This is a genomic window from Parapedobacter sp. GCM10030251 (assembly GCF_042666505.1).
GTDB lineage: Bacteria > Bacteroidota > Bacteroidia > Sphingobacteriales > Sphingobacteriaceae > Parapedobacter.
Map to the genome: position 1 here is coordinate 107,034 of NZ_JBHTDN010000006.1, position 21,025 is coordinate 128,058.

The 21,025-nt window shown below is 43.5% G+C and carries 16 protein-coding genes and 1 tRNA gene; 3 read left to right on the top strand and 14 right to left on the bottom strand.

What is annotated here, in order from left to right; all coding sequences use genetic code 11:
* Positions 1-172: 172 nt before the first annotated feature.
* A tRNA-Met gene (locus ACFQRK_RS16740) sits at positions 173-246 on the bottom strand.
* 100 nt (positions 247-346) lie between these two features.
* Between ACFQRK_RS16740 and ACFQRK_RS16745 the strand changes: the two genes are divergently transcribed.
* The 3 genes from ACFQRK_RS16745 to ACFQRK_RS16755 are packed head-to-tail and all read left to right on the top strand — an operon-like array spanning position 347 to position 3,541.
* Positions 347-724, top strand: coding sequence for an START-like domain-containing protein (locus tag ACFQRK_RS16745; RefSeq protein WP_379008771.1), 378 nt, complete (start codon positions 347-349; stop codon positions 722-724).
* Between the two features lie 41 nt (positions 725-765).
* Positions 766-2,286, top strand: a complete 1,521-nt coding sequence (locus ACFQRK_RS16750; protein WP_379008773.1) for an LptF/LptG family permease — start codon at positions 766-768, stop codon at positions 2,284-2,286.
* A 34-nt stretch (positions 2,287-2,320) separates the two neighbouring features.
* Complete coding sequence (locus ACFQRK_RS16755) at positions 2,321-3,541, top strand: bifunctional 3,4-dihydroxy-2-butanone-4-phosphate synthase/GTP cyclohydrolase II (RefSeq protein ID WP_379008775.1); 1,221 nt, start codon at positions 2,321-2,323, stop codon at positions 3,539-3,541.
* On the opposite strand, the gene ACFQRK_RS16760 is transcribed toward ACFQRK_RS16755, so the two are convergent.
* The 13 genes from ACFQRK_RS16760 to ACFQRK_RS16820 form a co-directional block, all read right to left on the bottom strand.
* Entirely contained in the window at positions 3,519-4,625 is a 1,107-nt protein-coding gene (locus ACFQRK_RS16760; RefSeq protein WP_379008776.1) for a lipopolysaccharide biosynthesis protein, read from the bottom strand. The two genes, ACFQRK_RS16755 and ACFQRK_RS16760, sit on opposite strands and share 23 nt — an antisense overlap.
* A gap of 55 nt (positions 4,626-4,680) precedes the next feature.
* Positions 4,681-7,185 (bottom strand): SLBB domain-containing protein, encoded by a 2,505-nt coding sequence (locus tag ACFQRK_RS16765; protein ID WP_379008777.1) that lies wholly within the window; start codon positions 7,183-7,185, stop codon positions 4,681-4,683.
* A 133-nt stretch (positions 7,186-7,318) separates the two neighbouring features.
* Positions 7,319-8,998, bottom strand: coding sequence for a capsule assembly Wzi family protein (locus ACFQRK_RS16770; protein ID WP_379008778.1), 1,680 nt, complete (start codon positions 8,996-8,998; stop codon positions 7,319-7,321).
* Positions 8,999-9,036: 38 nt separating this feature from the next.
* On the bottom strand, positions 9,037-10,770 hold the full coding sequence (locus ACFQRK_RS16775; RefSeq protein ID WP_379008779.1) for a capsule assembly Wzi family protein: 1,734 nt from the start codon (positions 10,768-10,770) through the stop codon (positions 9,037-9,039).
* Positions 10,771-10,857: 87 nt separating this feature from the next.
* Positions 10,858-12,000 carry a glycosyltransferase family 4 protein gene (locus ACFQRK_RS16780; protein WP_379008780.1) on the bottom strand — a complete coding sequence of 381 codons (1,143 nt, stop codon included), beginning with the start codon at positions 11,998-12,000 and terminating at the stop codon, positions 10,858-10,860.
* Positions 11,997-13,094, bottom strand: coding sequence for a glycosyltransferase family 4 protein (locus ACFQRK_RS16785; protein WP_379008781.1), 1,098 nt, complete (start codon positions 13,092-13,094; stop codon positions 11,997-11,999). The genes ACFQRK_RS16780 and ACFQRK_RS16785 overlap by 4 nt, the downstream gene beginning before the upstream one ends.
* A complete protein-coding gene (locus ACFQRK_RS16790; RefSeq protein WP_379008782.1) occupies positions 13,091-14,173 on the bottom strand; it encodes an EpsG family protein in 1,083 nt (360 codons plus the stop codon). The genes ACFQRK_RS16785 and ACFQRK_RS16790 overlap by 4 nt, the downstream gene beginning before the upstream one ends.
* Before the next feature lie 3 nt (positions 14,174-14,176).
* A complete protein-coding gene (locus ACFQRK_RS16795) occupies positions 14,177-15,094 on the bottom strand; it encodes a glycosyltransferase (protein ID WP_379008783.1) in 918 nt (305 codons plus the stop codon).
* Positions 15,095-15,101: 7 nt separating this feature from the next.
* Positions 15,102-16,016, bottom strand: a complete 915-nt coding sequence (locus ACFQRK_RS16800) for a glycosyltransferase family 2 protein (protein WP_379008784.1) — start codon at positions 16,014-16,016, stop codon at positions 15,102-15,104.
* The gene (locus ACFQRK_RS16805) at positions 16,009-17,073 is read right to left on the bottom strand and encodes a hypothetical protein (protein WP_379008785.1); all 1,065 of its coding nucleotides are present in this window, start codon (positions 17,071-17,073) and stop codon (positions 16,009-16,011) included. The genes ACFQRK_RS16800 and ACFQRK_RS16805 overlap by 8 nt, the downstream gene beginning before the upstream one ends.
* A gap of 9 nt (positions 17,074-17,082) precedes the next feature.
* On the bottom strand, positions 17,083-18,219 hold the full coding sequence (gene wecB / locus ACFQRK_RS16810) for a non-hydrolyzing UDP-N-acetylglucosamine 2-epimerase (RefSeq protein WP_379008787.1): 1,137 nt from the start codon (positions 18,217-18,219) through the stop codon (positions 17,083-17,085).
* 19 nt (positions 18,220-18,238) lie between these two features.
* Entirely contained in the window at positions 18,239-19,342 is a 1,104-nt protein-coding gene (locus ACFQRK_RS16815) for a glycoside hydrolase family 99-like domain-containing protein (protein WP_379008789.1), read from the bottom strand.
* Between the two features lie 17 nt (positions 19,343-19,359).
* A complete protein-coding gene (locus tag ACFQRK_RS16820; protein ID WP_379008790.1) occupies positions 19,360-20,817 on the bottom strand; it encodes a flippase in 1,458 nt (485 codons plus the stop codon).
* Positions 20,818-21,025: the final 208 nt, after the last annotated feature.

The window sequence follows — 21,025 nt, forward strand, 5'->3', positions numbered from 1 at the left end:
GACGCCTATGCTTCCACAATACATTTACCACTTCAACCAACCGTTTGCTTTATTTTCTGACTAATGCCTATTTCGCCTTCAATTATATGATTTATAAATCGGTTATTTAAGAACTTCTCATAAAAAAAGAGGCGTACCAGAATTAATACCGGATACGCCTTCTTTTTACTCGTAGCGGGGAGCAGGATCGAACTGCCGACCTTAGGGTTATGAATCCTACGCTCTAACCATCTGAGCTACCCCGCCAAAAATTTAGTTTGCAAATATAGTTTATTTTACTTTTCTTTAGAAAAAAAGTTAACAAAGTACATAAAAGACGGATTACACGCATATTATCACGATTAGCATGGCAGAAAAAATCAAATTCCATTTGGAATACGAAATCAAGTCGTCACCGAAAATCCTATTTTCCTTCCTGCATGAACCCAATGCATTGGCACAATGGTTTGCCGATGATGTGGTTTATAAGGACGGTATGTATGAATTTAGCTGGGACGATGAACAGCATCATGCCAAGCTGATTAGCGTTAAGGAGAATAAATTGGTAAAATACAAATGGTTGGATGATGAACCGTATTATTTCGAAATGGAAATTGTGCAAGACGAGCTGACCAACGATGTGGCTTTGGCTATCACCGATTTTGCCTGGGAAGACAATCTCGATGATCGCAAATTGATCTGGAATAACCAAATAGAATACCTGCAAAGTGTAATCGGTGCCTAAAAAACCTTATCTTTGTATATTGGTTTTTGTGGTGATTACTGATGAAAAAAATCCATCTTCTTATCCTTAAGTCATTCATCAGGCCGTTCATCGTCACGTTTCTAATCGTGATGTTTGTCTTGCTTATGTTATTCCTTTTCAAATACATTGATGATTTGATTGGAAAGGGATTCGAATGGTATGTTATCTTACAATTATTGGGCTATCAATCTGCCGTGCAAATATCCATGGCAATGCCGCTTTCCATGCTGCTTTCGTCTATTATGACGTTTGGCAATCTGGGTGAAAGTTATGAATTGGTAGCGATAAAAGCCGCAGGAATTTCCTTAAGGAAAGCCATGACTCCACTGTTTATCTTAGTCGGTTTGTTTAGTGGGGGTGCCTTTTTATTTAGTGATTATATTCTTCCCGTCGTCAACCTCAAAATGGGCGCTTTGTTGTATGATGTACGGATCAAACAGACGGACTTCCTCGTTAAGCCTGGTGTTTTCAACAACACGATCCCAGGATATTCCATTCGTGCAAAGGGGAAAAGCAAAGATGGAAAAATTTTGTATGATTTGATGATTTATGATCATAAGTCGAGCAGTACCGCCAGCAACGTGCTACTGGCAAAAGAAGGATACATCTACAATTCCCCCGATAACAATACGATGATCCTTAAGCTTAAGGATGGTGTACGATATGAGGACAGCAGAGCGAAAAATGCTAAGGTATACAATCCACGCCAGCAATTCACGCGGTTCTACTTCGATGAAACGGAGCAGAAATTTGATATGTCCGCATTCGAATGGAAGCGTACTGACGAAAATCTTTTTAAGAGCCATCACATGATGCTCAATCTGAAACAGCTTAGACATTATACCGATTCGAATGCCCTACAGATGGACAGTCTCCGCAATACCGTACTTCGTGAGATAAAATCGTATTACTATTATTTTAACGACTATTATAAAGCTAAAGACAGTACGCAGCTTCCAACTTCCACTACCGTGGGATACAAGGATAATTTCACGGAAATCATCCCAACTGATAAGCGGACCATGGCTATTAGCAATGCCATGAACCAAATGCGATATATTAAGGATGTGCTTAATATCAAAGCAAGTGAAGACACGTTTTACCGCGATAAAGACATCCGCTATAACATCGAATTTCAACGTAAATTCACTTTAGCCGTATCTTGTCTTTTGCTATTCTGTATCGGTGCGCCTTTGGGAGCGATTATCCGAAAAGGCGGGCTGGGTCTTCCAGTGGTTATGGCAATCATATTTTTCCTCATTTATCATATTATTTCCACCGTAAGCGAGAAATCGGCAAAAGAAGGCAATATTGACACGTTTTGGGGCATGTGGATGGCTATTTTTGTGCTATCACCACTGGCCATTTTCCTCGCCTATAAAGCGGCAACGGACTCCGCCTTATTTGATATTGAGCAATATCGATTGAAAGCTGAGAAACTCTGGTCTTGGGTGAAAGGAAAATTAGGCATCCGCAGTCGTCAGATTATGAGGTCGAAAAGCCGCAAATCTTTACAAGACGATTATACATTATCTCCCTAAGAACCGTAATTTTGCAGGGTGTAAAGCATAGCAAATGGACATTACCTTAAATACGATTGAAGAAGCGATCGAAGATATAAAACTAGGAAAAGTAGTCATTGTTGTTGACGACGAAGATCGCGAAAATGAGGGCGATTTCATTACAGCTGCGCGGAACGCTACGCCTGAAATTATTAACTTCATGGCTACTTACGGCCGAGGACTCGTATGTGTACCGCTTACGGAAGAACGTTGTAAAGCACTCGATCTAAATTTGATGGTTGGAAACAACACAGCGGTATACGAAACTAATTTCACCGTTTCCGTAGATTTGCAAGGATATGGATGCACTACGGGTATTTCTGCATCAGACCGGTCCAAAACCATCAAAGCACTAATTAATCCCGATATTAAGCCCGAGGAATTTGGACGCCCTGGGCATGTTTTCCCTTTGATCGCTAAAGATGGTGGTGTACTTCGGCGTGCTGGACATACCGAGGCGGCTGTTGATCTTGCCCGGCTCGCAGGATTTGAGCCAGCGGGCGTGTTGGTCGAAATTCTTAAGGAAGATGGTGAAATGGCCCGTGTACCGGATTTGATTCAAGTAGCTAGTCATTTTGGACTAAAAATCATCTCCATTAAAGACTTGATCGAATACCGGCTTACGAAAGATACGCTTATTACACGCGAGGTGTCGGTTAACTTGCCTACTCAATGGGGGCAATTTAATTTGATGGCTTACACCCAAAAAAATACCGGTGAGCAGCATATTGCGCTTTATAAAGGGGAATGGGCGCCTGATGAACCTATCCTGGTGCGCGTACACAGCTCCTGCGTTACGGGAGATATATTCGGATCCTGCCGCTGCGACTGCGGACCTCAGCTACATCGTGCTATGCAAATGATTGAAGAAGAAGGCAAAGGGGTGGTAGTGTATATGAACCAGGAAGGCCGTGGAATCGGGCTAATTAATAAACTGCATGCATACAATCTTCAAGAGAATGGATTGGATACCGTCGACGCAAATCTAAAACTGGGCTTTAAACCTGACCATCGCGACTACGGCATCGGCGCACAGATATTGCGTGATCTGGGTGTTACAAAAATGCGCTTAATGAGTAACAATCCGACGAAACGCGCCGGTCTTATCGGATATGGACTGGAAATTGTCGAAAATGTGCCTATAGAAATTGTATCCAATCCCTACAATGAACAATATTTACGGACCAAACGAGATCGGATGGGGCATACCATCATGAAGGATCCGCTTCCATGATGTGGCGGTAGAATTTTTTACCCAGCAAAACCAGACTAATCAAAAAGCCACCGAGCAAACAGCCGAGTACAAAGGCAAGCTTCCATCCTAGCCGATTATTCTCTAGAGGAATTATCGGGTGGTCCAGAATCTGAATAATTGGTTTCGCATTTCTAAGCGAAATTTTTGCCATTTCTTGATTGGCCACCAATTCCTTCAAAATTTCTGTATTTGCCTGTACATCCACCGTGCGAAGCTGTGATGGCACGCGAAGGCTTTGAAACGCCCGATTCGGATTGGGGTTGGCATCATTCGCACTCGCCACTCCACGAATAGCGGCATGTAGCTCCCGATATACCGAATCCACCTGACGGGTCAACACATCGAGATTTTCCTGCGCGCGCTGTGTCCTGGTCTGGATATAAAAGTCGGATGCATTATCAATCAACGTAGTAACAAATGTTTTTGAGAACCATTCGTCAGGGCACTCAAAGGTTACTTCAATGATGTTTAACTTTCGATCCGGTTTTTTTACAACGAGATAGTTCTTCAGGATAGTCTTATAAAACGATCCGATCAGACTATCCTGCAAATACATACCCGTGGTATCTTGAAACTTGAAATTGTGTAGCCGTTCGTTTTCTTTGGCCCAACGTTGTCTCAACCCCGTAAATTCGACGTACCGATCCACGAGCAATACCGATTGCCCATCTAACTGCGCATCGGAAAGCAACGTCTTTTCAATCATCGAACGCGATAGCAGGAATTTGACGATATTATCACCCTCAAAAAATCCACCCGACTGTCCCAAGCCTCCTAAATTAATCCCAAACTGAGAGGCAATTCCAGCCGCAGCACCGAGGGTGCCTCCCGGTTGTCCCACGGATTCATCAACGATAAAACTTACCGTGCCTTTATATTGGATCTGCTTAACAAATGAATAAACCACCATCAATCCGCCACCAACTATGGCAAAACTTAATATAATAACCCAGTTGCGAAAAAGGTAAGCGAATAGTGATATCGACTGTAAAATAAGTTCCTTTAGGCTAATTCCCTCATTATTTTCCCTTAACCGTACCTTATTTTTATTATTGTCTGTCATCTTCCTCAGGGAACTGATTCATATTTCTCGTAATTGTTCCTCATATCAGGTATCATCACCTCACGAGCGTCACGATAACGGCTAGTAGCGATGCAAGACCCGTTGTGACCCCCATCCATTGTTGAGGTCCAAGCTTAATTCGCTCAGGTGCCCGCGGCACAAAAATCTCCGCTCCTGGCTCAATCGGCGGATAATTATTGAAGAACAAGAACTTATTTGTACTCTTTACCGAACCGTTAGCATAAATAATATAGGTACCTTTACGTAACGCTCGCTGGGAAAATCCACCTGCTTGTGAAATGTATTGCTTAAAACCCTTATTCCGTGAGTAAATGGCTGTTGAAGGAGCTAGCACTTCCCCCGAAATCTTTACGGTTTGAAGTTCTTTAGGTACTCGGATGACGTCGCCATCCTCCAGAATCAGATCTCCTATGCCTCCCGGATTTTCGACGATACGGGCTAGGTTTATGCCGACCAGGCTGTTATTTAAATTTCGGTCCACATAAGCTTGGTTTACCCGACCACCGACGTCCTGTTGCAAGTGTTGCAAGGCCAGCAAACGCTCGTATTCGTCATCCTGTTTAGACTGCTTGGTCATTTTTTCCGCCATTGTTTCCGCGGTCTGCCCCTCTAACGCTCGTCCACGTTTTAATGAGGCGCCGTCAACATATGCATAGGGAGTAAATCCGCCGGCACGTTTGATAATATTGGATATTCTTTCATCCTTGCGAAGGATGGTATAGATACCGGGATATAAAACTTCGCCTTCGATTCTTACCGTCTTCTGGGTTTCATATCCCGACTCCGTTCGAACGACCACCAAATCGAATGGCTGGAGCTTAAAATTTGCGTCCGATAGGTCAAGCCCCCATTCCGAACTCACCTGGAACACCTCAGCGATTGACGCCGACGCAGATAGAGCATTGGCGTCACGCACACGTCGCGAGACCTCAATACGCGCAGGCATCGCGCTTTCCCGATAGCCTCCGGCTTTCATAATCAAATCTTCCAATGTCATCGATTCAGCGTACTCAAATTCGCCGGGGTTTCGAACTTCGCCTGCAATCGAAACGGTGAGTTCTTCCTTCAGTTCAAAAATGGAGGCGATATGCACGACGTCTTCCCGTTTCAATTCAATGTCTCCCCCTAAGCCCGCTATGACATCTGCCACGTTAAAAGACACTTGTTCTAGTTGCAAATCGTCCGTTAAACGGCTGATGGAACCACGCTTCAAAAACGCATCTTCCTTTACACCTTCAGCTTTTTTTAACAACATGGATAGCGTCAATCCCGGACTTAGCTCGTATTCACCGGGCCGAAAAACCGCGCCGGATATGGTAACGCGGTTCTCAAACCGTTCAAGAAGCCGATCAACTGTAAATCGATCGCCTGAATTTGGCAAATACTGACTAAATTGAGTCGCCAGCAAGTCTTCTATCCGTTGTTCAGTTGGTGTTTTTTTGATAACCTGAATTCGCTGCTGGTAAGCATTTTCAGTAAATCCACCTGCATAACGCAACAGGTCAGTAAACGTCTCGCCTTCCTTTAACTCAAATCGAGCCGGGCGTTTCACCTCACCCTCCAATTCGACAACCCTCAAATAGGGAGGAACCATCAGTACGTCTTGATCCCGTAAGCTAACATTATTGCGGAACGCCCCCTCCATCAGCACTTCGTAAATATCCAGCACTGCCACCGTTTTCCCCTCCCTTACTAAACTGATATTTCTAAACGACCCATTCCTGTTGGGGCCGCCCGAATAGTAAAGTGCATTAAGCACAGAGGCGAGCGAAGGCAACGTATAAGTCCCAGGTTTATTGACTTCGCCTGTTATGGTCACTTTGATACTTCGGATATTCCCGAGCGAAATACTGACTTTAGTAGCGCCCGATCGAATAGCGGTATAAACATTAGATAAGGCGTTTTTTATTCGCTCTTCTGCTTCATCAAAACGCAGTCCACCCACCGAAATTACCCCGACGCTGGGCACATTGATTATTCCTTCAGGTGTTACCGTGGGATTATAGAATACTTCCGATTGACCATATATATCAATCAGCAGTTGGTCGTCCGGGCCGATTATATAATCTTTCGGCGTAGCCAAACGTAAATTGGGTTCAAAAGTTGAAGTTTCATTCTGAAATAACGTACTCCCGAAAATCGGCAATTCCCGTCTTTTATGAGCCATGTCTTTCGGTACACCTGCCGTCTCGTCCTGTCTGCGGCCTTTCGCCAAAGAGTCATTTACTGTGCGGGGCAAAACAGGTCGTTCAAGCGTCACAACTGAATCAACATCGTCTCCTTCAAGCTTTTTAATGCGCTCGCGCAATTTTTCAATTTCGGTTGCCGGCATACCCCGCTGCAAAGCCAGTTGTACAAATTGCTCCTCGGTTATACCCGATGCTTCAGCTTGTTTCATATACGCACGGATCTGTTGATCCGTCAACTCGTCAACACGGACGTTGGACAGATTATTTGGATCGATTTCCTGTGCATTAGCGACGTTGCCAATCCAAGTAACAAGTATTAATAGGCCTATAAAATAATACAATCTCCGCATCCAATGTCTTTTGTTTTAGCTATTCAACAAGTTCGTTGCTTAATTTTCATTTAACGACACCAAACTTAGCTAAAATGCACTGTATTCACGAATACCTAGTAAAAAAACAATCGGGAGTCAGTCGCCCAAATTTTCAGAACATATACATGAAGCCTAACCGTATCCGAAGGTTATCTTTATCCTGCGCATCGAAATCCCAGTAATCCGCTTCGTTTGGGGGAGCGTCAAAATTATACTGATAATTATACGCATGGATATACTGCAGGTTTGCGGAAGCGAGAATCCGGTTGAAACGCCATTTTACATAAGCGTCAAAACCGGCATCGACCCAATTGTTACGATATTCGTTGTACGTGCCGTTCGCAAAATCTTCGTTATGAACCAATCGCTCAAATCGAAGCCCCACTTGATTGATTCCCCGCAGCCAGCTGACGTCTACTGTCTGCAGGTTGCTCCCCGGACCTATCCCGGCGCCTAGTAACTGACCCCGATGCGTATACCCGTAATCGCCGTGGAGATACCAAGAGCCGGCTTGCCGTATCCGTCGAGTATTGGTGACAGCTAGCTGCGTAACTTCACCGCTCAATTGTAAGAGACTGCCATCAGTAGAAGTGAGTGGCACCAATTTCCGTAACCCCACGGTATACGCGCGGGTGTGATCCAACTGTACGGTAAGATCACGGTAATCCCAAGCGTGGTCATTGCGTGCATATTCGCCATAGATTTCGGCATGGACACTTGGAACGACCCAACGGAAGAACACCGAAATTTGTTGATCATAGGCATCGGATGACTCAGAATCATCCGATATTCCTTTTTTGGATGCCGGCAGCAAAATGGGCAAATAATCTCGTAGTGAATTAAACGTCGGCTTTCCGGCGGTAAGAAAGGATCGGGCCAGCCCTACGCTGAATCCTTGTACCCACCTAGGTTGGTAACTGAGCACGATGCCAGAAAAATACCGCCATGTATCGGGTTTATTCCGCAGATATCCCATATGAACGCTCGTATCACCCAAAAGTGAGGGCGGGTAACCCGAATGCTCCACCCTTCCACTCACAACCTGCCCCTCAAATGAACCTATATACGTCCGTATAGGGCGGGTTGTATTTAACGTGATGTGGGGAAACCCCGCGGCGGTATTACTCATTAAAATTGAATTCAGTCTGCCTGGTCCCCACCAAAGATTTTCAGTTGACACACCCAACGACACAGGATCGAGGGTAAGCCTGACGCTGCTTTGTCCCGGAAGAACACGGCTATATCCCCCATTGCCAAATAACTCCGGCATATCGATACGGTTACCCAATTGTGAATACCAAGTGCGATCAGGCCCCTCTGTTCCTCGATACCCCTCATACCTTCGATTCTCAGCCCATACCAATTCAGGATTGAATTGTACACTTAAAAATCGAAAACTAGCAAAAATGCCCGCACTTACCATAACCTGATGCCCACGTCCGGGAATCATCGCGCCATCATTCCAACCATAGGGATACGTCGAGTTATACTGATATCTAAGCGAAGCGGGCATTAACTGAACCCTATTTCTGTACTCTTGCCATAGTATCGATGTTGAACTCCCTTGATCATCCAGCCGATAAATATCTTCGACATTTAGCGCAGCGGCGTTGATCGGCCTAACATTAAAGGAAATAGATGAATCCAGTCTGCCGAGCAATTGCCCCCTTCGATAGTAATCCTCTAAAAAGGGAGTGCCTACCGGTATCGTTTGTGCATTCACTTGTGTCGCAATAGCCCCCACGAGCAGGCCAAATGCTACGCAGTGTACGTTATATTTTATCGATTTCATAGTTATCGTTCCAGGTCCACTTAATTTGCTGCTGCTCATTAGAAAAGATATGAAAGCCCCAGTTGCAAGTGTAAGTTGCTTTTATCGCGATGGCCGACTTCCCAAAAAGTATGTTCTGGCGGATAATAAATATCGAATCGGTAATTATACGAATGCATGTATTGGAGTCGTGCAAATGTCAATATATTCTTAAAATCCCATACGGCATAGGCTTTCATCCCCAAATCAACCCACCCCCTTCTCAAGTCATTGATAAAACCTTCGCGGTACATGAAATCTTCATTATGTACGAAGCGTTCAAAGCCGATGCCGATTTGCCTCATATTTCGTACCCAACTCACATCAATCGATTGTACATTGCTTCCAGGACCAATTCCTGCTCCCAACACCTGCCCCTGGTACGTATATCCATCTCTAACGACGTGATGCGTATACCATGTGGGGCTTTCTCGCACAAAATTAGTGGGATTATAAGCCAATTCTGTTACTTCCGCATCAACTTGAATCAAATCATCGGCGCCCCCAAAATAAGGAAATGGTGTAAGCTTACGGAAACCCAACACGAAGGCCCTTGAGTAGTTACTCCTCACCATCCAATCCCTCCCATTCTCCGGTTTGATTTTCCGACCGTATTCACCGTAGACCTCCAGTTTTCCCGCAGGCATGACCCAGCGAAAAAAAGCAGACCGGTACGCGTCCCGCACCTCATTCGATGACATTGGCACGCCGGTTCGGCTATCCAAATAAACTGCTTCCTTGACAGTAGAGTTAAAGAAAGGTAAATAGTCTTGCACACTATTTCCTAAGTGGATACCATTAACCACAAAAGATCGGATAATGCCTAAGGACAAACCACGCACCCATTTCGGCTGATAAGTTGCAACAAAGCCTGAGAAATAGCGGTCCGTTGTCGGTTTATGAACGAAGTACAGCTCATTGTGGAGGCTCTCGTCTGTGATCGATGGCGGATAACCTGAGTTGGTCAGGCGCCCTCCCACCAATTGACCTTCAAAAGAGCCAATCGGTGTCTGGATGGGTCTCGTGGTGTTAAGTGTAAAATGAAAAAAGCCTGGAGCCGTGTTGCTCATTAACAACGAATTCCTGATTCCAGGACCCCACCAAAGATTTTCCGTGGATATCCCAAAAGAAATCGGGTCAAAATTCAACCGGATGCTGCTTTGCCCTAAAAATGCCTTATTATAAGTACTTCGCCCAAAATATTCGGGCATGTCTATACGATTACCTACAGCAATGTACCAATGATGGCCATATCCCGGCAAATTTGCTGGCCCATCGTATCTACCATTACCCGCCATTACAACTTCCGGTTGAAATTGCACGGTCAAAAATTTGTATTTGGCAAAAATTCCGGCTGAAAGTTTCAGTTGTGCGCCACGAGACGGAATCATTGGTCCGTCGTTCCATCCATATGGGTATTCAGAGTTTATTTGAATCACGGCGCTTGCCGGCATCAACTGAGCGTATCCTTTGCCATCTGATGAGTAAAATATTCCCTGTTGTTCTGTGACACTGTCAGTAATAAAAACATTAGTACGTCTCAGTGCTAGGGCACTGAGCGGCCGGATGGTAAATGAAACCGAAGAGTCAATCAAACCCAGTAGCTGATCACGCCTATATTTATCTTCCAAAACAGGTGTGCCAACCGGTAAGACCTGAGCTTTCAAAGGAAAGATGTTGGCAAGTCCGACTAATGTCAAAGCAAAAAATATGCGTTGAAAAAACGTAATTTCAAATCGTAAATGCTGGTGCATATTGAGTGTGTATAATAGAAATGGTTAATCAGCCAATCATCACGCCAATAGATAGCATTTGTAATCAAAAAACATGCCTATCTTAAATTATCCATCGCAGAACACTGCATCAAGCTCTTTAAAGTAGTAATCGATAATCCGATCCACCGAAAACTCACGGATCATTTTTTGTCTGCCCTGTCTTCCCATCTCATCACGCTGATAAGGGGTTAATTTTAATAACCGCTCCATACATCCAACGAGGCTTTTTACATCCTTCACCCGACAAAGAAATCCGGTAATACCATCGTCTACTATCTCTTTGCAACCCGCTATGTCGCTAGCGATAAGTGGCTTTGCCATAGCTGCACTTTCCTGCAAGGTAGTGGACATCCCTTCTCGATAAGAAGGTAATACTACGCAATCAGCAATCGCGATATACGGCCGGACATCAATCACCGAACCTAAATAGGTAACGGTTCCATCACGCAACCAAGTAGCCAGTTCAGCTTCATCAACAGCCGCGGGATTATCTACGTTCAGATAGCCCAATAGCTGAAAATCTACTTTCGTGTACTTCTTCTTTATTTCTTTAGCAGCAGCGACAAATTCTCGAACACCTTTATCATATAGCAACCTACCTATAAACAAGAAAGTAAACCCTGTTCGATCGCCACGTTCCTGCTTGACCAGTTCTGGATTGAACATGTCTGTAACGTTGACACCTTCCCCAGGAATACATTTTGTCTGCTGAACAGCAACTAATTGGTGTTGAGTAAAGAAAGCTAAGTCGTCGTGGTTTAAAAACCATACGCGGTCCGCTCTTTTTAAAGCAAATCGATACAATTTTGCCGCTATTTTCGAGAGCAGTCCACCGGCAATAAACGTGTACCCCAACCCCGTTATCACAGATATTACCGGGATGTCAAGACTATGCGCGGCCAATGTGCCATAGATATTGGGCTTGATGGTATAATGAATTACTGCATCGGGTCGCTCCTGTCGATACGCCAGCCTTAACTCACGATAATACATCAAATCTTGAAACGGGTTCATACCTTTTCCCGATAGTTTGGTTATCTCTCGGAATCGAACCCCAAATGCACGTAACTGGCCGACATACTCATCCTCGGGCGCCAATAGCAATACATCGTATCCTCTGTTGACCAATGCCTTCAACAAGTCGGGGCGGAAGCGGGTAAAACTCCAAGCTGTATTCGAAACAAGACATATTTTTTGAGACGACTTCATTTCGTAAACTGATTGATCGCAGCAACAAGCGATTCCGAAAAAACTGGCGCCCCCTTAAATACTTGATACGCGGAATTGGAGATAGAGCGGCACATTTCCTCACTTTTCAGCACATTTAATAATTTATCGAGCGACTCTTCCCATGATTCAGCAGTAGTAGGATCTAACAAAACAGCAGACACGCCATCCTTTGCGTAGTTACCTATTTCTCCAACCGCCGTAACCACGCAAACCAGCCCATTTTGCATGGCCTCGGCTACGCTCATGGCCATCCCTTCCTGTGCACTCAGTTGAATGTAAAAAGGAAACGACCGGAAAATAGCCTGCTTATCAACCGGCGATACCTCCGAATGTATCTGAACCTGTTGTTGCAACCCCAGGCGGTCGATCTGAGCCGAGATATTAGCACCCTCCCCTTCATCTCGTCCAAAAACAGCTAACGTTGCATCCACACCCTGTGACCGAAGCCACGCGATAACTGAAATAGCAAGGTCGACACGTTTGATGGAATTTAATTTTCCCAAGTAACAGAACTTTTTCTGGCCGTTGTAGTCGTGCAGCGCCATCCCTTCCGATGTAGGATTCGTTAAATACGAAAGGGTCACGATGGGTATTTTCCGTTTTCCGACCAGCGTACTCGCAAATTCCATTGTCGCACGCGCGTCTGCAAACACCGCATCGCCTATGCGTATTGCCTGACGAGTAAAGAAACGATCAGCCCGATGGAAAAAGCCATTACTATGCATTAACACAAAGTATGTAACCCGTGTTCGATTTAACCATTTATATAACACCGCTGGAATCGTTGAACGCCATAGCGAACTGATTAAAATCTCGGGTTCAAACGATTTAAGTCGACTATAAATACGAAATAAATGAAAAATAAGTGCCCACCTTGGGATATTTAAACACACGATGTCCTGCCTTATGGGATCCGCTAGCCGCTCCAACAATTTGGAATCCGCATTTCCTAGAACAAACACCTTTAGATCAAACCGTTGATGTAGTTCCGGTAATGCCGATAGAAACGCTATTTCCGCTCCGCCGATAGCAATATCATGTAAAAAATATGCTAGTTTCCGTTTTTGTATCATTGCATCAACCAAATCATATAAGGTTGCATAAGTCCTGGGCCTATCATTTTTAGCCCATAATAAAGCGAATAAAGCATAAATACCCCCCGTACGGATAATGCTATGTATTGGTCGGCACGACGCCTCTCCAAGAGGTCACAAAGATAAGGTAAAAGAAAGAGTGTAACGCCAAACAGCAATAAAGATAAGCGTTGCATGATCGCAAACGAGATAAACAAAAGATTAATAAATGAAGACAAAGAAAGTGCTATATAAAACACATCAAGTAACCGCTTGGGATAGTGTTCGAGCAACTCTTTACGGAATATAAGTAATGCCACCAACAATATCTGTGCAATTGCCGAAATCACATATCCACCCTGCCCAATTTCATCCACCATAACATAGTTTGTCAAAACTGGCGGTAATCCGCCCAATTGAAAAAGGAACATAATCGGATTAAACATTCCCCCAATCAACCCTATTATCGGCAAAAACAAAAAAAACCAAGGGTTTCTAAAAAAAAGCGATACAAACGCTGGCACCAGAACAACCAATACCGATGCATGAAAAAATGCACCTACAAAAACGAACAAAAAAAAGGCGACGTATTTACGCTCGATAAACCAGAAAAGTGCCCACATGCCTAACCCTGCTGCAAACGCATAACGTATCTGTGTAAAATCGCGATAGAAATAAAAAAAACCAACATAGATTAGCACTGATAAAAAGGGCATTGGACTCTTTCGAAAAAACAAGGTATAATTAACCAAACCCGTTATTAACGCCATCAGCACAAAGACGACATGGATATCCCCCCCCGATGCATCGACAACTTTATTAAGCAACAAGTATCCACGCTCCATGGTTTCAGGATAATTGCCCGTAAATAAATCGGGCCAAGACATGCCACCGGCTAAATTAAACGCATCCTCATAAGCTATACCATCGTTATCTATACCAACAGCCCGTGCGCCTACAAACGCCACCAGCAATGTGCACAACGGTATATAAACTAACAAACGGGTATTTCTCGAATTCACAAAATCGAAAATTGTGAACAAGAACGTGACGATGACTAGCAAATAATAAGGCAGCATGTACTATTCTTTAAGTTTGACTTTTACTCGCAAAAGCCTTAACGTCCATGCAAGCGGATATATCAGAAAGGACCAATTGGAGCGAATCATCCTTCTCTTGACGGAAAAGGAATCATCCGAGTCATATACAGCGAACCGCCAAAAATTGACTATAGCTTTGAGCCGCTGAAATTCCGTCAACCCGCGCAAGCCTGCCATCTCTGCATAATATAAGCTCGCCCCCTTCGGACTGGATTTCCGAAGGAACACTGATGTATCCGTAATCCCTCCCCGCAAGTACTCACATACATATATGCCCTCATTAAAATAGCGTAGCATGTACGACTTGCCAATCCGATTCCAAACCAACGCATCTGCACAAAACCGCTCGCCTGCGATCTGAGGGTAGGGATACTGTTGCATTATCGTCGTAAGTATCACCTCTGCCCGATCCCCTTTGTAGTGGTATTTAAATCGGTAATCCACACACGATACATCAAGTGTTTCGTAATCCACATCCCCTCCGATAACCGTTCCATCCTTGTGAATACGTAATCCGCAGACTCCGGCAAATTTATCCGAGTCTGGTAATTTAAGCACGGTTTGCCACTGTTGGACAATGGTTGACAATGCGTGCGCCGTCAACGTATCATCACTGTCCACGATAAAAAATAGTTCGCCTTTCGCCAATTGGACGCCCCTGTTAACGGCTACATGTTTACCGGCGTTTTCCTGATAGTGATAACGGATTCGGACCCTCCCCTCGTCCACAAACCGAGCTACGATCTCCCGAGTACCATCGGTACTTCCGTCGTCTACAATAATCCATTCAAAATTATGGAAATGCTGCTCGATCAAACTCTCATAAAGCAAGCCAAGATATCGAGCTCTGTTATAAACCGGCGTAAAAACGGTGACGTATGGATTGAGTGATTCGCGCATCCTCTGATCAATTGATAGGTCTTCTTACTAAGGTTTTATACAGAAGAAGCCCCCGTTTATTGCCTAAGGTAAATCTATTTCTCAACAAAATGAATAATCGTTCAAAGACGGACCGACTGTTTACGTAACGGAAGTATGCTTTGAACAACTTCTGACTGCTCAAGTCAAGCTTCGACTGATAACGTTGGAAGAAAGCTAAATTGGCATTATAGTGACTGCGGTTAATTACTGGTTTACCGCCAAACAAGAAGGAAACCGACCTTCGAAAAACCCCAAGCGGCTGGTTTCCCGTTGCATTTTGACTATGTTGTCGGTATAAAACTAACGGCTGATCCAAATAAATCATTTGCCCAAACGCTACGGCTCCCATGGTTACTAAATGATCATGCATCGCAACGCGCTCAGGAAAAGGTGTCAGCCGGTCCATCAATGAATGATTAAATATCATAGCGCACCCTTGGATACCGGAGTTAAAAAACAAGGTATCGCGGAGGGAGTTGGGATGTAAAAGCGTCGATTTTTGTGGTATTACATCACCATTTAGATACAAATAGGAATTGGCATAGACTACAGTAGGCCCCTCGTAGTTTGAAATAACTGCGACTAGCCGTGCTATTTTCTCCTCCAGCCAAATATCATCTTGATCGCAGAACATGTAATATGCTCCTTTCACATGCCGCATCAAATGAAGAAAATTACCCGCAGCACCAAGACCGACGATCCCATCATCCATTACTGTTATTCGTGAGTCTACTTGTCGGTATTCATCGAGTATCGCCAAAGTATCATCGGTCGAGCCGTCATCGTGGACTATCAACCGCCATGCTCTGTACGTTTGCCGGATTAACGAATCCAGTTGCTCACGAAGATGAGGTGCCCCATTGAAAGTGGCCATTAATATGACAACAGGTGGATTAAGCATTCTTGGCTAGCAAAGTTAATAAATTCGTATTCTCGTTCTCAGCAAGCATGGTACGCACGATCCGACAGTTTACGGAGCTCTTCTGAGGAAGTGCATCGATCGAAAAATCACGATAATTGACACATTCATAACCTAACGATTCGAAGTCCCCTATCGACCGACTTTTGACAATTGGTGTCATACCGTAATAAAGATACTCAACCAATTTGGTTGGGCATGCCACTTGATTAACCACAATGTCATCACGTAACACAAATCCAAAATGTGCAATTTGATAATACTCATGCAAAGATTCAGGAGTGACCGATTTCACATTGAGATTTTCGTCCGGAATCATTCCATGGGCGGCTAGCAGTTTATTCATTCGTTCGGGTTCACCTGTCAATAAATAGTAGCAAACATGACTCGCTCGATTTCGTTTAATGATTTCCAGCATTAGATCTATATGCTGCCAACGTTGCGTATTACCACTGTAAACCACGACCAATTTTGATGATTTAAATTGCATAACCTCCTTTATTTCAGGCAATTTCCCGATATGTACCGGCACAATAAAATAGGTTACATAACGGGAGGTCGAATTTGGGTACTTTTGTCTCAAATGGTTTTCCATTGTTCGCGAAACCACAATGGCCACGTCAAGCCGACGGAAGATAAACCGCTCGCTAAAGCCATACAGGAAACTCTTCATCTTTAGCCGCGCCAGTTTCATTTCCTCCGGAACGACACCGTGTACATCGAGTATCCATCGGGTCTGGCTGGGAATAAATACCAAAAAAGGTAATACAGGTAAGACATTGATGACTGAATGGAAAAAAAACGTATCTGCTGATCGCATTAGGCGTAAGATAAAGAAGAAATGAATCAGCATGTTACAGCGATATTGGGTCACACTTTCACTGATCTTCACCACCTGCTTTTTCCGAAAAAATCGGTATGACACAAACAGGTAAGCTCTATCGACTTTATCAAATTGGCGGTCAATTGCAACCATCCGCTGGGACATTCCTTCCCGAATGTTTTCAGCGATCGGATAATTGGCCAAAAATAGGTGCATGGTTTGAAACTATAAATTGAAAAACTTCTTCACTAACGATACAACACGTGGAACACTATGCCCATCACCATACGGATTTTGGGTTGAAGCCATAGCCGTATATCGAGACTCGACGTCCAACAATTGCATAGCTTCGGTCACAATTCTTTGCGCATCAGTTCCCACAAGGATTACCCCACCGGAAACGATTGCCTCTGGTCTTTCAGACACTTCACGTAACACAAGTACAGGTTTTCCCAAGCTTGGAGCTTCTTCCTGAATACCACCACTATCCGTGATAATCAAGTAAGCACGAGCCATCAACCAGGCGAATGCAGGATATCCCAACGGCTCAATTAAATGAATGCTTTTTATTTCACCTAATCTTTCATACATTAAATCCCGTACATTCGGATTAGGGTGAACAGGGAATAAGATTATAATGTCTTGCCGTCTCGCCAATTGCGCTAGTGCAGTACAAATTTCTTTCATACCCTGGCCGAAGCTCTCACGTCTATGTGCGGTTACCAGTACTGTTTTCTTAGCCGAATCGAGCAAGGATTCAAGTGCATCAATTTCTGCATCCCGATATGTTCTTAGTTTGTCTTTTGCCCAAAAAAGTGCATCAATAACTGTATTCCCGGTTACGAAGATTCGTGATGCGTCGACACCTTCTCGAATAAGATTTTCTCTAGCGCTGGCCGTCGGAGAAAAATGCAGATCAGCGATACGTCCCGTTAACTGCCTATTGATTTCTTCAGGGAATGGTGCATATCGTTGATGCGTCCGCAGTCCTGCTTCGACATGGCCCACAGGAACTTTTCGATAAAATGCTGCTAAGGCTGAAAATGTCGATGTAGAGGTATCTCCGTGTACCAATACCATATGAGGATTAAATTCGCCGATAATTTTATCCATATCGCGGATAATATCGGCAGAGAGTGAAGCGAGGCTTTGATTAGCTTTCATCAAATTCAGGTCATAGTCGGGACGGATATCGAAAAAGTCCATGACCTTATCCAATAGTTGTCTATGTTGCGCAGTAACACATACCCCAACCTCAAAATTATCATCTTGCATCAGTGCTTTGGCCAAAGGTGCCATCTTTATCGCTTCGGGACGCGTTCCAAATACGATAAGTATTCTTTTCTTTTCTGAGCAATCCATAGATTCAAACATTTCAACATCATATGGCAAATCTTTCCACTTCGCTTTTCAACGTTTCTAAATATTGTCGTCCAAAGTCGACGTCAGGTTCCAAATAGTTTCCCTCGCCCCATTCATTCCAAGATTTAATAAAAGCAACTCGATGTTCACTTGACTTATTTTTAATTGTATCCAGCGTCGTTCTGATATGTTTACCAAACAATGCGGGGGTGGATCCGGTTAATATATATGCCTTGTTGCCACTTCGAGGAGAATGATCCCAATTGGGGATAAGCGTAGGATAACAACGTTCCAAACTATCTTCCGGTCCGGAAAAAAACTTCATGGCTTCGCTATAAGGGAAAATGTTATAGCGCTTCCCATCTAATTTATTAAACAGCCGGTCTGCCCATGACGTAATTTTTGAATCTCTAATATGGTAAAGGCGCAGCAAATTTACCGCATCGTAACCATCGGCCAATAAACCGTCCACTTCTCGGCTGTGCACACTATGCCCTATAAAATAAATACCTTTTAGGCCATTTTTTATCGCTAAATCATTCCATATCTCCCGCATCAATTCAAAATCGGGCACCCGATCAGGCATATATATAACAAAAATCGGCCTATCATCAATAGTTAAATATCGCTCATCGCGGAATGCCGGCAATAATGCATTAAAATGGGCAATATAATCCTCTTTTCCTGGATATTGTTGCTCGATTAGCACCTTACCTTTCGATACTCCATGCCAAACGCCCCGCCAAGTCTCGTTTGCCCAACCTAAACAAAAAGGGAAATCTGGTTGTCCCGAGGTCAATACTTCATTAAATGGTCGTTCTAACAGTCGCTTTCCCCTCCCAAACCAATAATGCCAGTAGCAAAAACCAGTTATCCCGTACGCTTCGGCCATTTCCGCTTGCCGAATTCGTACATCGGGTTCCCTTAAGTCATAATAACCCAAATCGGCTGGAACTCTTGGTTGGTAATGACCTTTAAACAGGGGTTTTGCCTTTCTGACATTTGTCCATTCCGTAAATCCCTCTCCATGCCATAAATTGTTTTCTGGAATGGGGTGGAATTGTGGAAGGTAATAGGCAATTAATCTAACGTTATTGGACATGACTGGCTTCTTAAAATCCATATTTATACCATAGACTATCAAATTTTGATTTTATATTTGGTAAGCTTTTGGCATAATATCATAAACTCATTCATCAAATGACGGTCTTTCTCCACAAATATGAGCACAAAAAAATACGAGGCTGCACAAACCGGAATCCCTAATGATAATACGACTAACGAGCTAAAGTCCATCCATCTTAAGAAAGTTGCCACTAAAACAAATAACACGCTAACGTAACCTATCTTCACAAAGAACTTGCGCCAATTTAAATCAATAGAAAAGAATCGCCGAACAAACAAAAAGGACAATGCGGCAATAAACACTTCCGTGATTAAGTTGGCAAACGCAGCGCCCACACTGTAAAAACGAGGTACAAGCATAATATTCAGCACAACGCAACAAACTCCACCGATTATTACGGCCAATAAATACCATTTTTCTTTTTTGGCAGGAATTAGTAGTTGAAATGCAAATATGTGTGCCAGTCCGATCACCAAGACCAACGGAGACATCAGCTTCATAGGCAGAATAGCATTAACATATGCCGGGCCACTGAACAACAGAACAAATTCATCTGCAAAAGCAAACAAACCAACCGCAATAGGGACAGCTAGTGTGCCGACATACCAAAATGATTGATTAGCCAAATTCTGTACTTCAGCTCTATCGTCTCGATTCATGGCAACCGATAACCTTGGTAAAAGTACCACCCCCAATGCCGTCACCACCGGTATAACAACTTTACTAACTTTAACGGCCGCAGTGTAATATCCCACCTCCTTGTCACTGGACAGCAATCCCAACAAAATGGTATCGAAAACTGTATAGATACTAATTGCGAACAGCACACCAAAATTAAGCAAAATAGGTTTGATATGCTGTAGTGGATGTAATTCAACTGGCGGGAAACTTATGTACTTCCTTAAGATAAAAAAATTCCAGATTTGATTCCCCAAAAATGAAAAGACAACAATTAATAAATAAAGGACCATGTCCTCTTTATTTTTAACGAAAAGAAATAAAGCAATAAGCGAGATCAATTTGACGCACATCGAGCGCAACGAAATCTGTTTAAACATTTCAAGGCCAGAATAGAGCCAGTCGATATTCATGAAACTAAAAAAAACCAAGGTACCCACCAGCATAAAAGACGATAATTCTCCAGCAAAGGGCCTGTAAGTTAAAATCACACCCAAATAAAAACACGAAACCAAGGCAGCCGACAGCACATTAATGATAAAAATCTCCCAAAATACACGAGATAACAATTGTGGCTGGCCCCTCACTTTGGCTATTTCACGGACTCCATACACGGGTATCCCCAATACCGCCAATACTACGAAATTCTGTGCTACGCTTAATAAAAACTGAGCTTTACCAACGCCTTCAGGCATTAAAACTCTACTGATATAAGGAAAACTTAGTATAGGAAGTAAGGTATTCAACACGTTAATTAACACGTTGTAAAAGTAGTTTTCCCTAATCCTGTTCATTCCTTTGTTTGTCCATAGATGATTTGGTTCCTACCCTTATTTAACAAATATGCTGAGAAGGAAAACGATAACTTGAATCACATACAAAAGTAAAAGAAAAGATGTTAATGTGACTATTTAGTATCCACTGACTTGATTAACAACAAGGATTACCTAATTTTGAATGGGATTCGAATTCATCCACACATTTTCTTAGCGAAACTGTTAC

Excerpts from the sequence above, each read along its gene's own strand:
- ACFQRK_RS16805 (WP_379008785.1), bottom strand. The coding sequence starts at position 17,073 with ATGCACCTATTTTTGGCCAATTATCCGATCGCTGAAAACATTCGGGAA.
- wecB (WP_379008787.1), bottom strand. The coding sequence starts at position 18,219 with ATGGATTGCTCAGAAAAGAAAAGAATACTTATCGTATTTGGAACGCGT.
- ACFQRK_RS16790 (WP_379008782.1), bottom strand. The coding sequence starts at position 14,173 with ATGCTGCCTTATTATTTGCTAGTCATCGTCACGTTCTTGTTCACAATT.
- ACFQRK_RS16750 (WP_379008773.1), top strand. The coding sequence starts at position 766 with ATGAAAAAAATCCATCTTCTTATCCTTAAGTCATTCATCAGGCCGTTC.
- ACFQRK_RS16820 (WP_379008790.1), bottom strand. The coding sequence starts at position 20,817 with ATGAACAGGATTAGGGAAAACTACTTTTACAACGTGTTAATTAACGTG.
- ACFQRK_RS16775 (WP_379008779.1), bottom strand. The coding sequence starts at position 10,770 with ATGCACCAGCATTTACGATTTGAAATTACGTTTTTTCAACGCATATTT.
- ACFQRK_RS16760 (WP_379008776.1), bottom strand. The coding sequence starts at position 4,625 with ATGACAGACAATAATAAAAATAAGGTACGGTTAAGGGAAAATAATGAG.
- ACFQRK_RS16800 (WP_379008784.1), bottom strand. The coding sequence starts at position 16,016 with ATGCTTAATCCACCTGTTGTCATATTAATGGCCACTTTCAATGGGGCA.
- ACFQRK_RS16785 (WP_379008781.1), bottom strand. The coding sequence starts at position 13,094 with ATGATACAAAAACGGAAACTAGCATATTTTTTACATGATATTGCTATC.
- ACFQRK_RS16770 (WP_379008778.1), bottom strand. The coding sequence starts at position 8,998 with ATGAAATCGATAAAATATAACGTACACTGCGTAGCATTTGGCCTGCTC.
- ACFQRK_RS16780 (WP_379008780.1), bottom strand. The coding sequence starts at position 12,000 with ATGAAGTCGTCTCAAAAAATATGTCTTGTTTCGAATACAGCTTGGAGT.
- ACFQRK_RS16745 (WP_379008771.1), top strand. The coding sequence starts at position 347 with ATGGCAGAAAAAATCAAATTCCATTTGGAATACGAAATCAAGTCGTCA.
- ACFQRK_RS16795 (WP_379008783.1), bottom strand. The coding sequence starts at position 15,094 with ATGCGCGAATCACTCAATCCATACGTCACCGTTTTTACGCCGGTTTAT.
- ACFQRK_RS16755 (WP_379008775.1), top strand. The coding sequence starts at position 2,321 with ATGGACATTACCTTAAATACGATTGAAGAAGCGATCGAAGATATAAAA.
- ACFQRK_RS16765 (WP_379008777.1), bottom strand. The coding sequence starts at position 7,185 with ATGCGGAGATTGTATTATTTTATAGGCCTATTAATACTTGTTACTTGG.
- ACFQRK_RS16815 (WP_379008789.1), bottom strand. The coding sequence starts at position 19,342 with ATGGATTTTAAGAAGCCAGTCATGTCCAATAACGTTAGATTAATTGCC.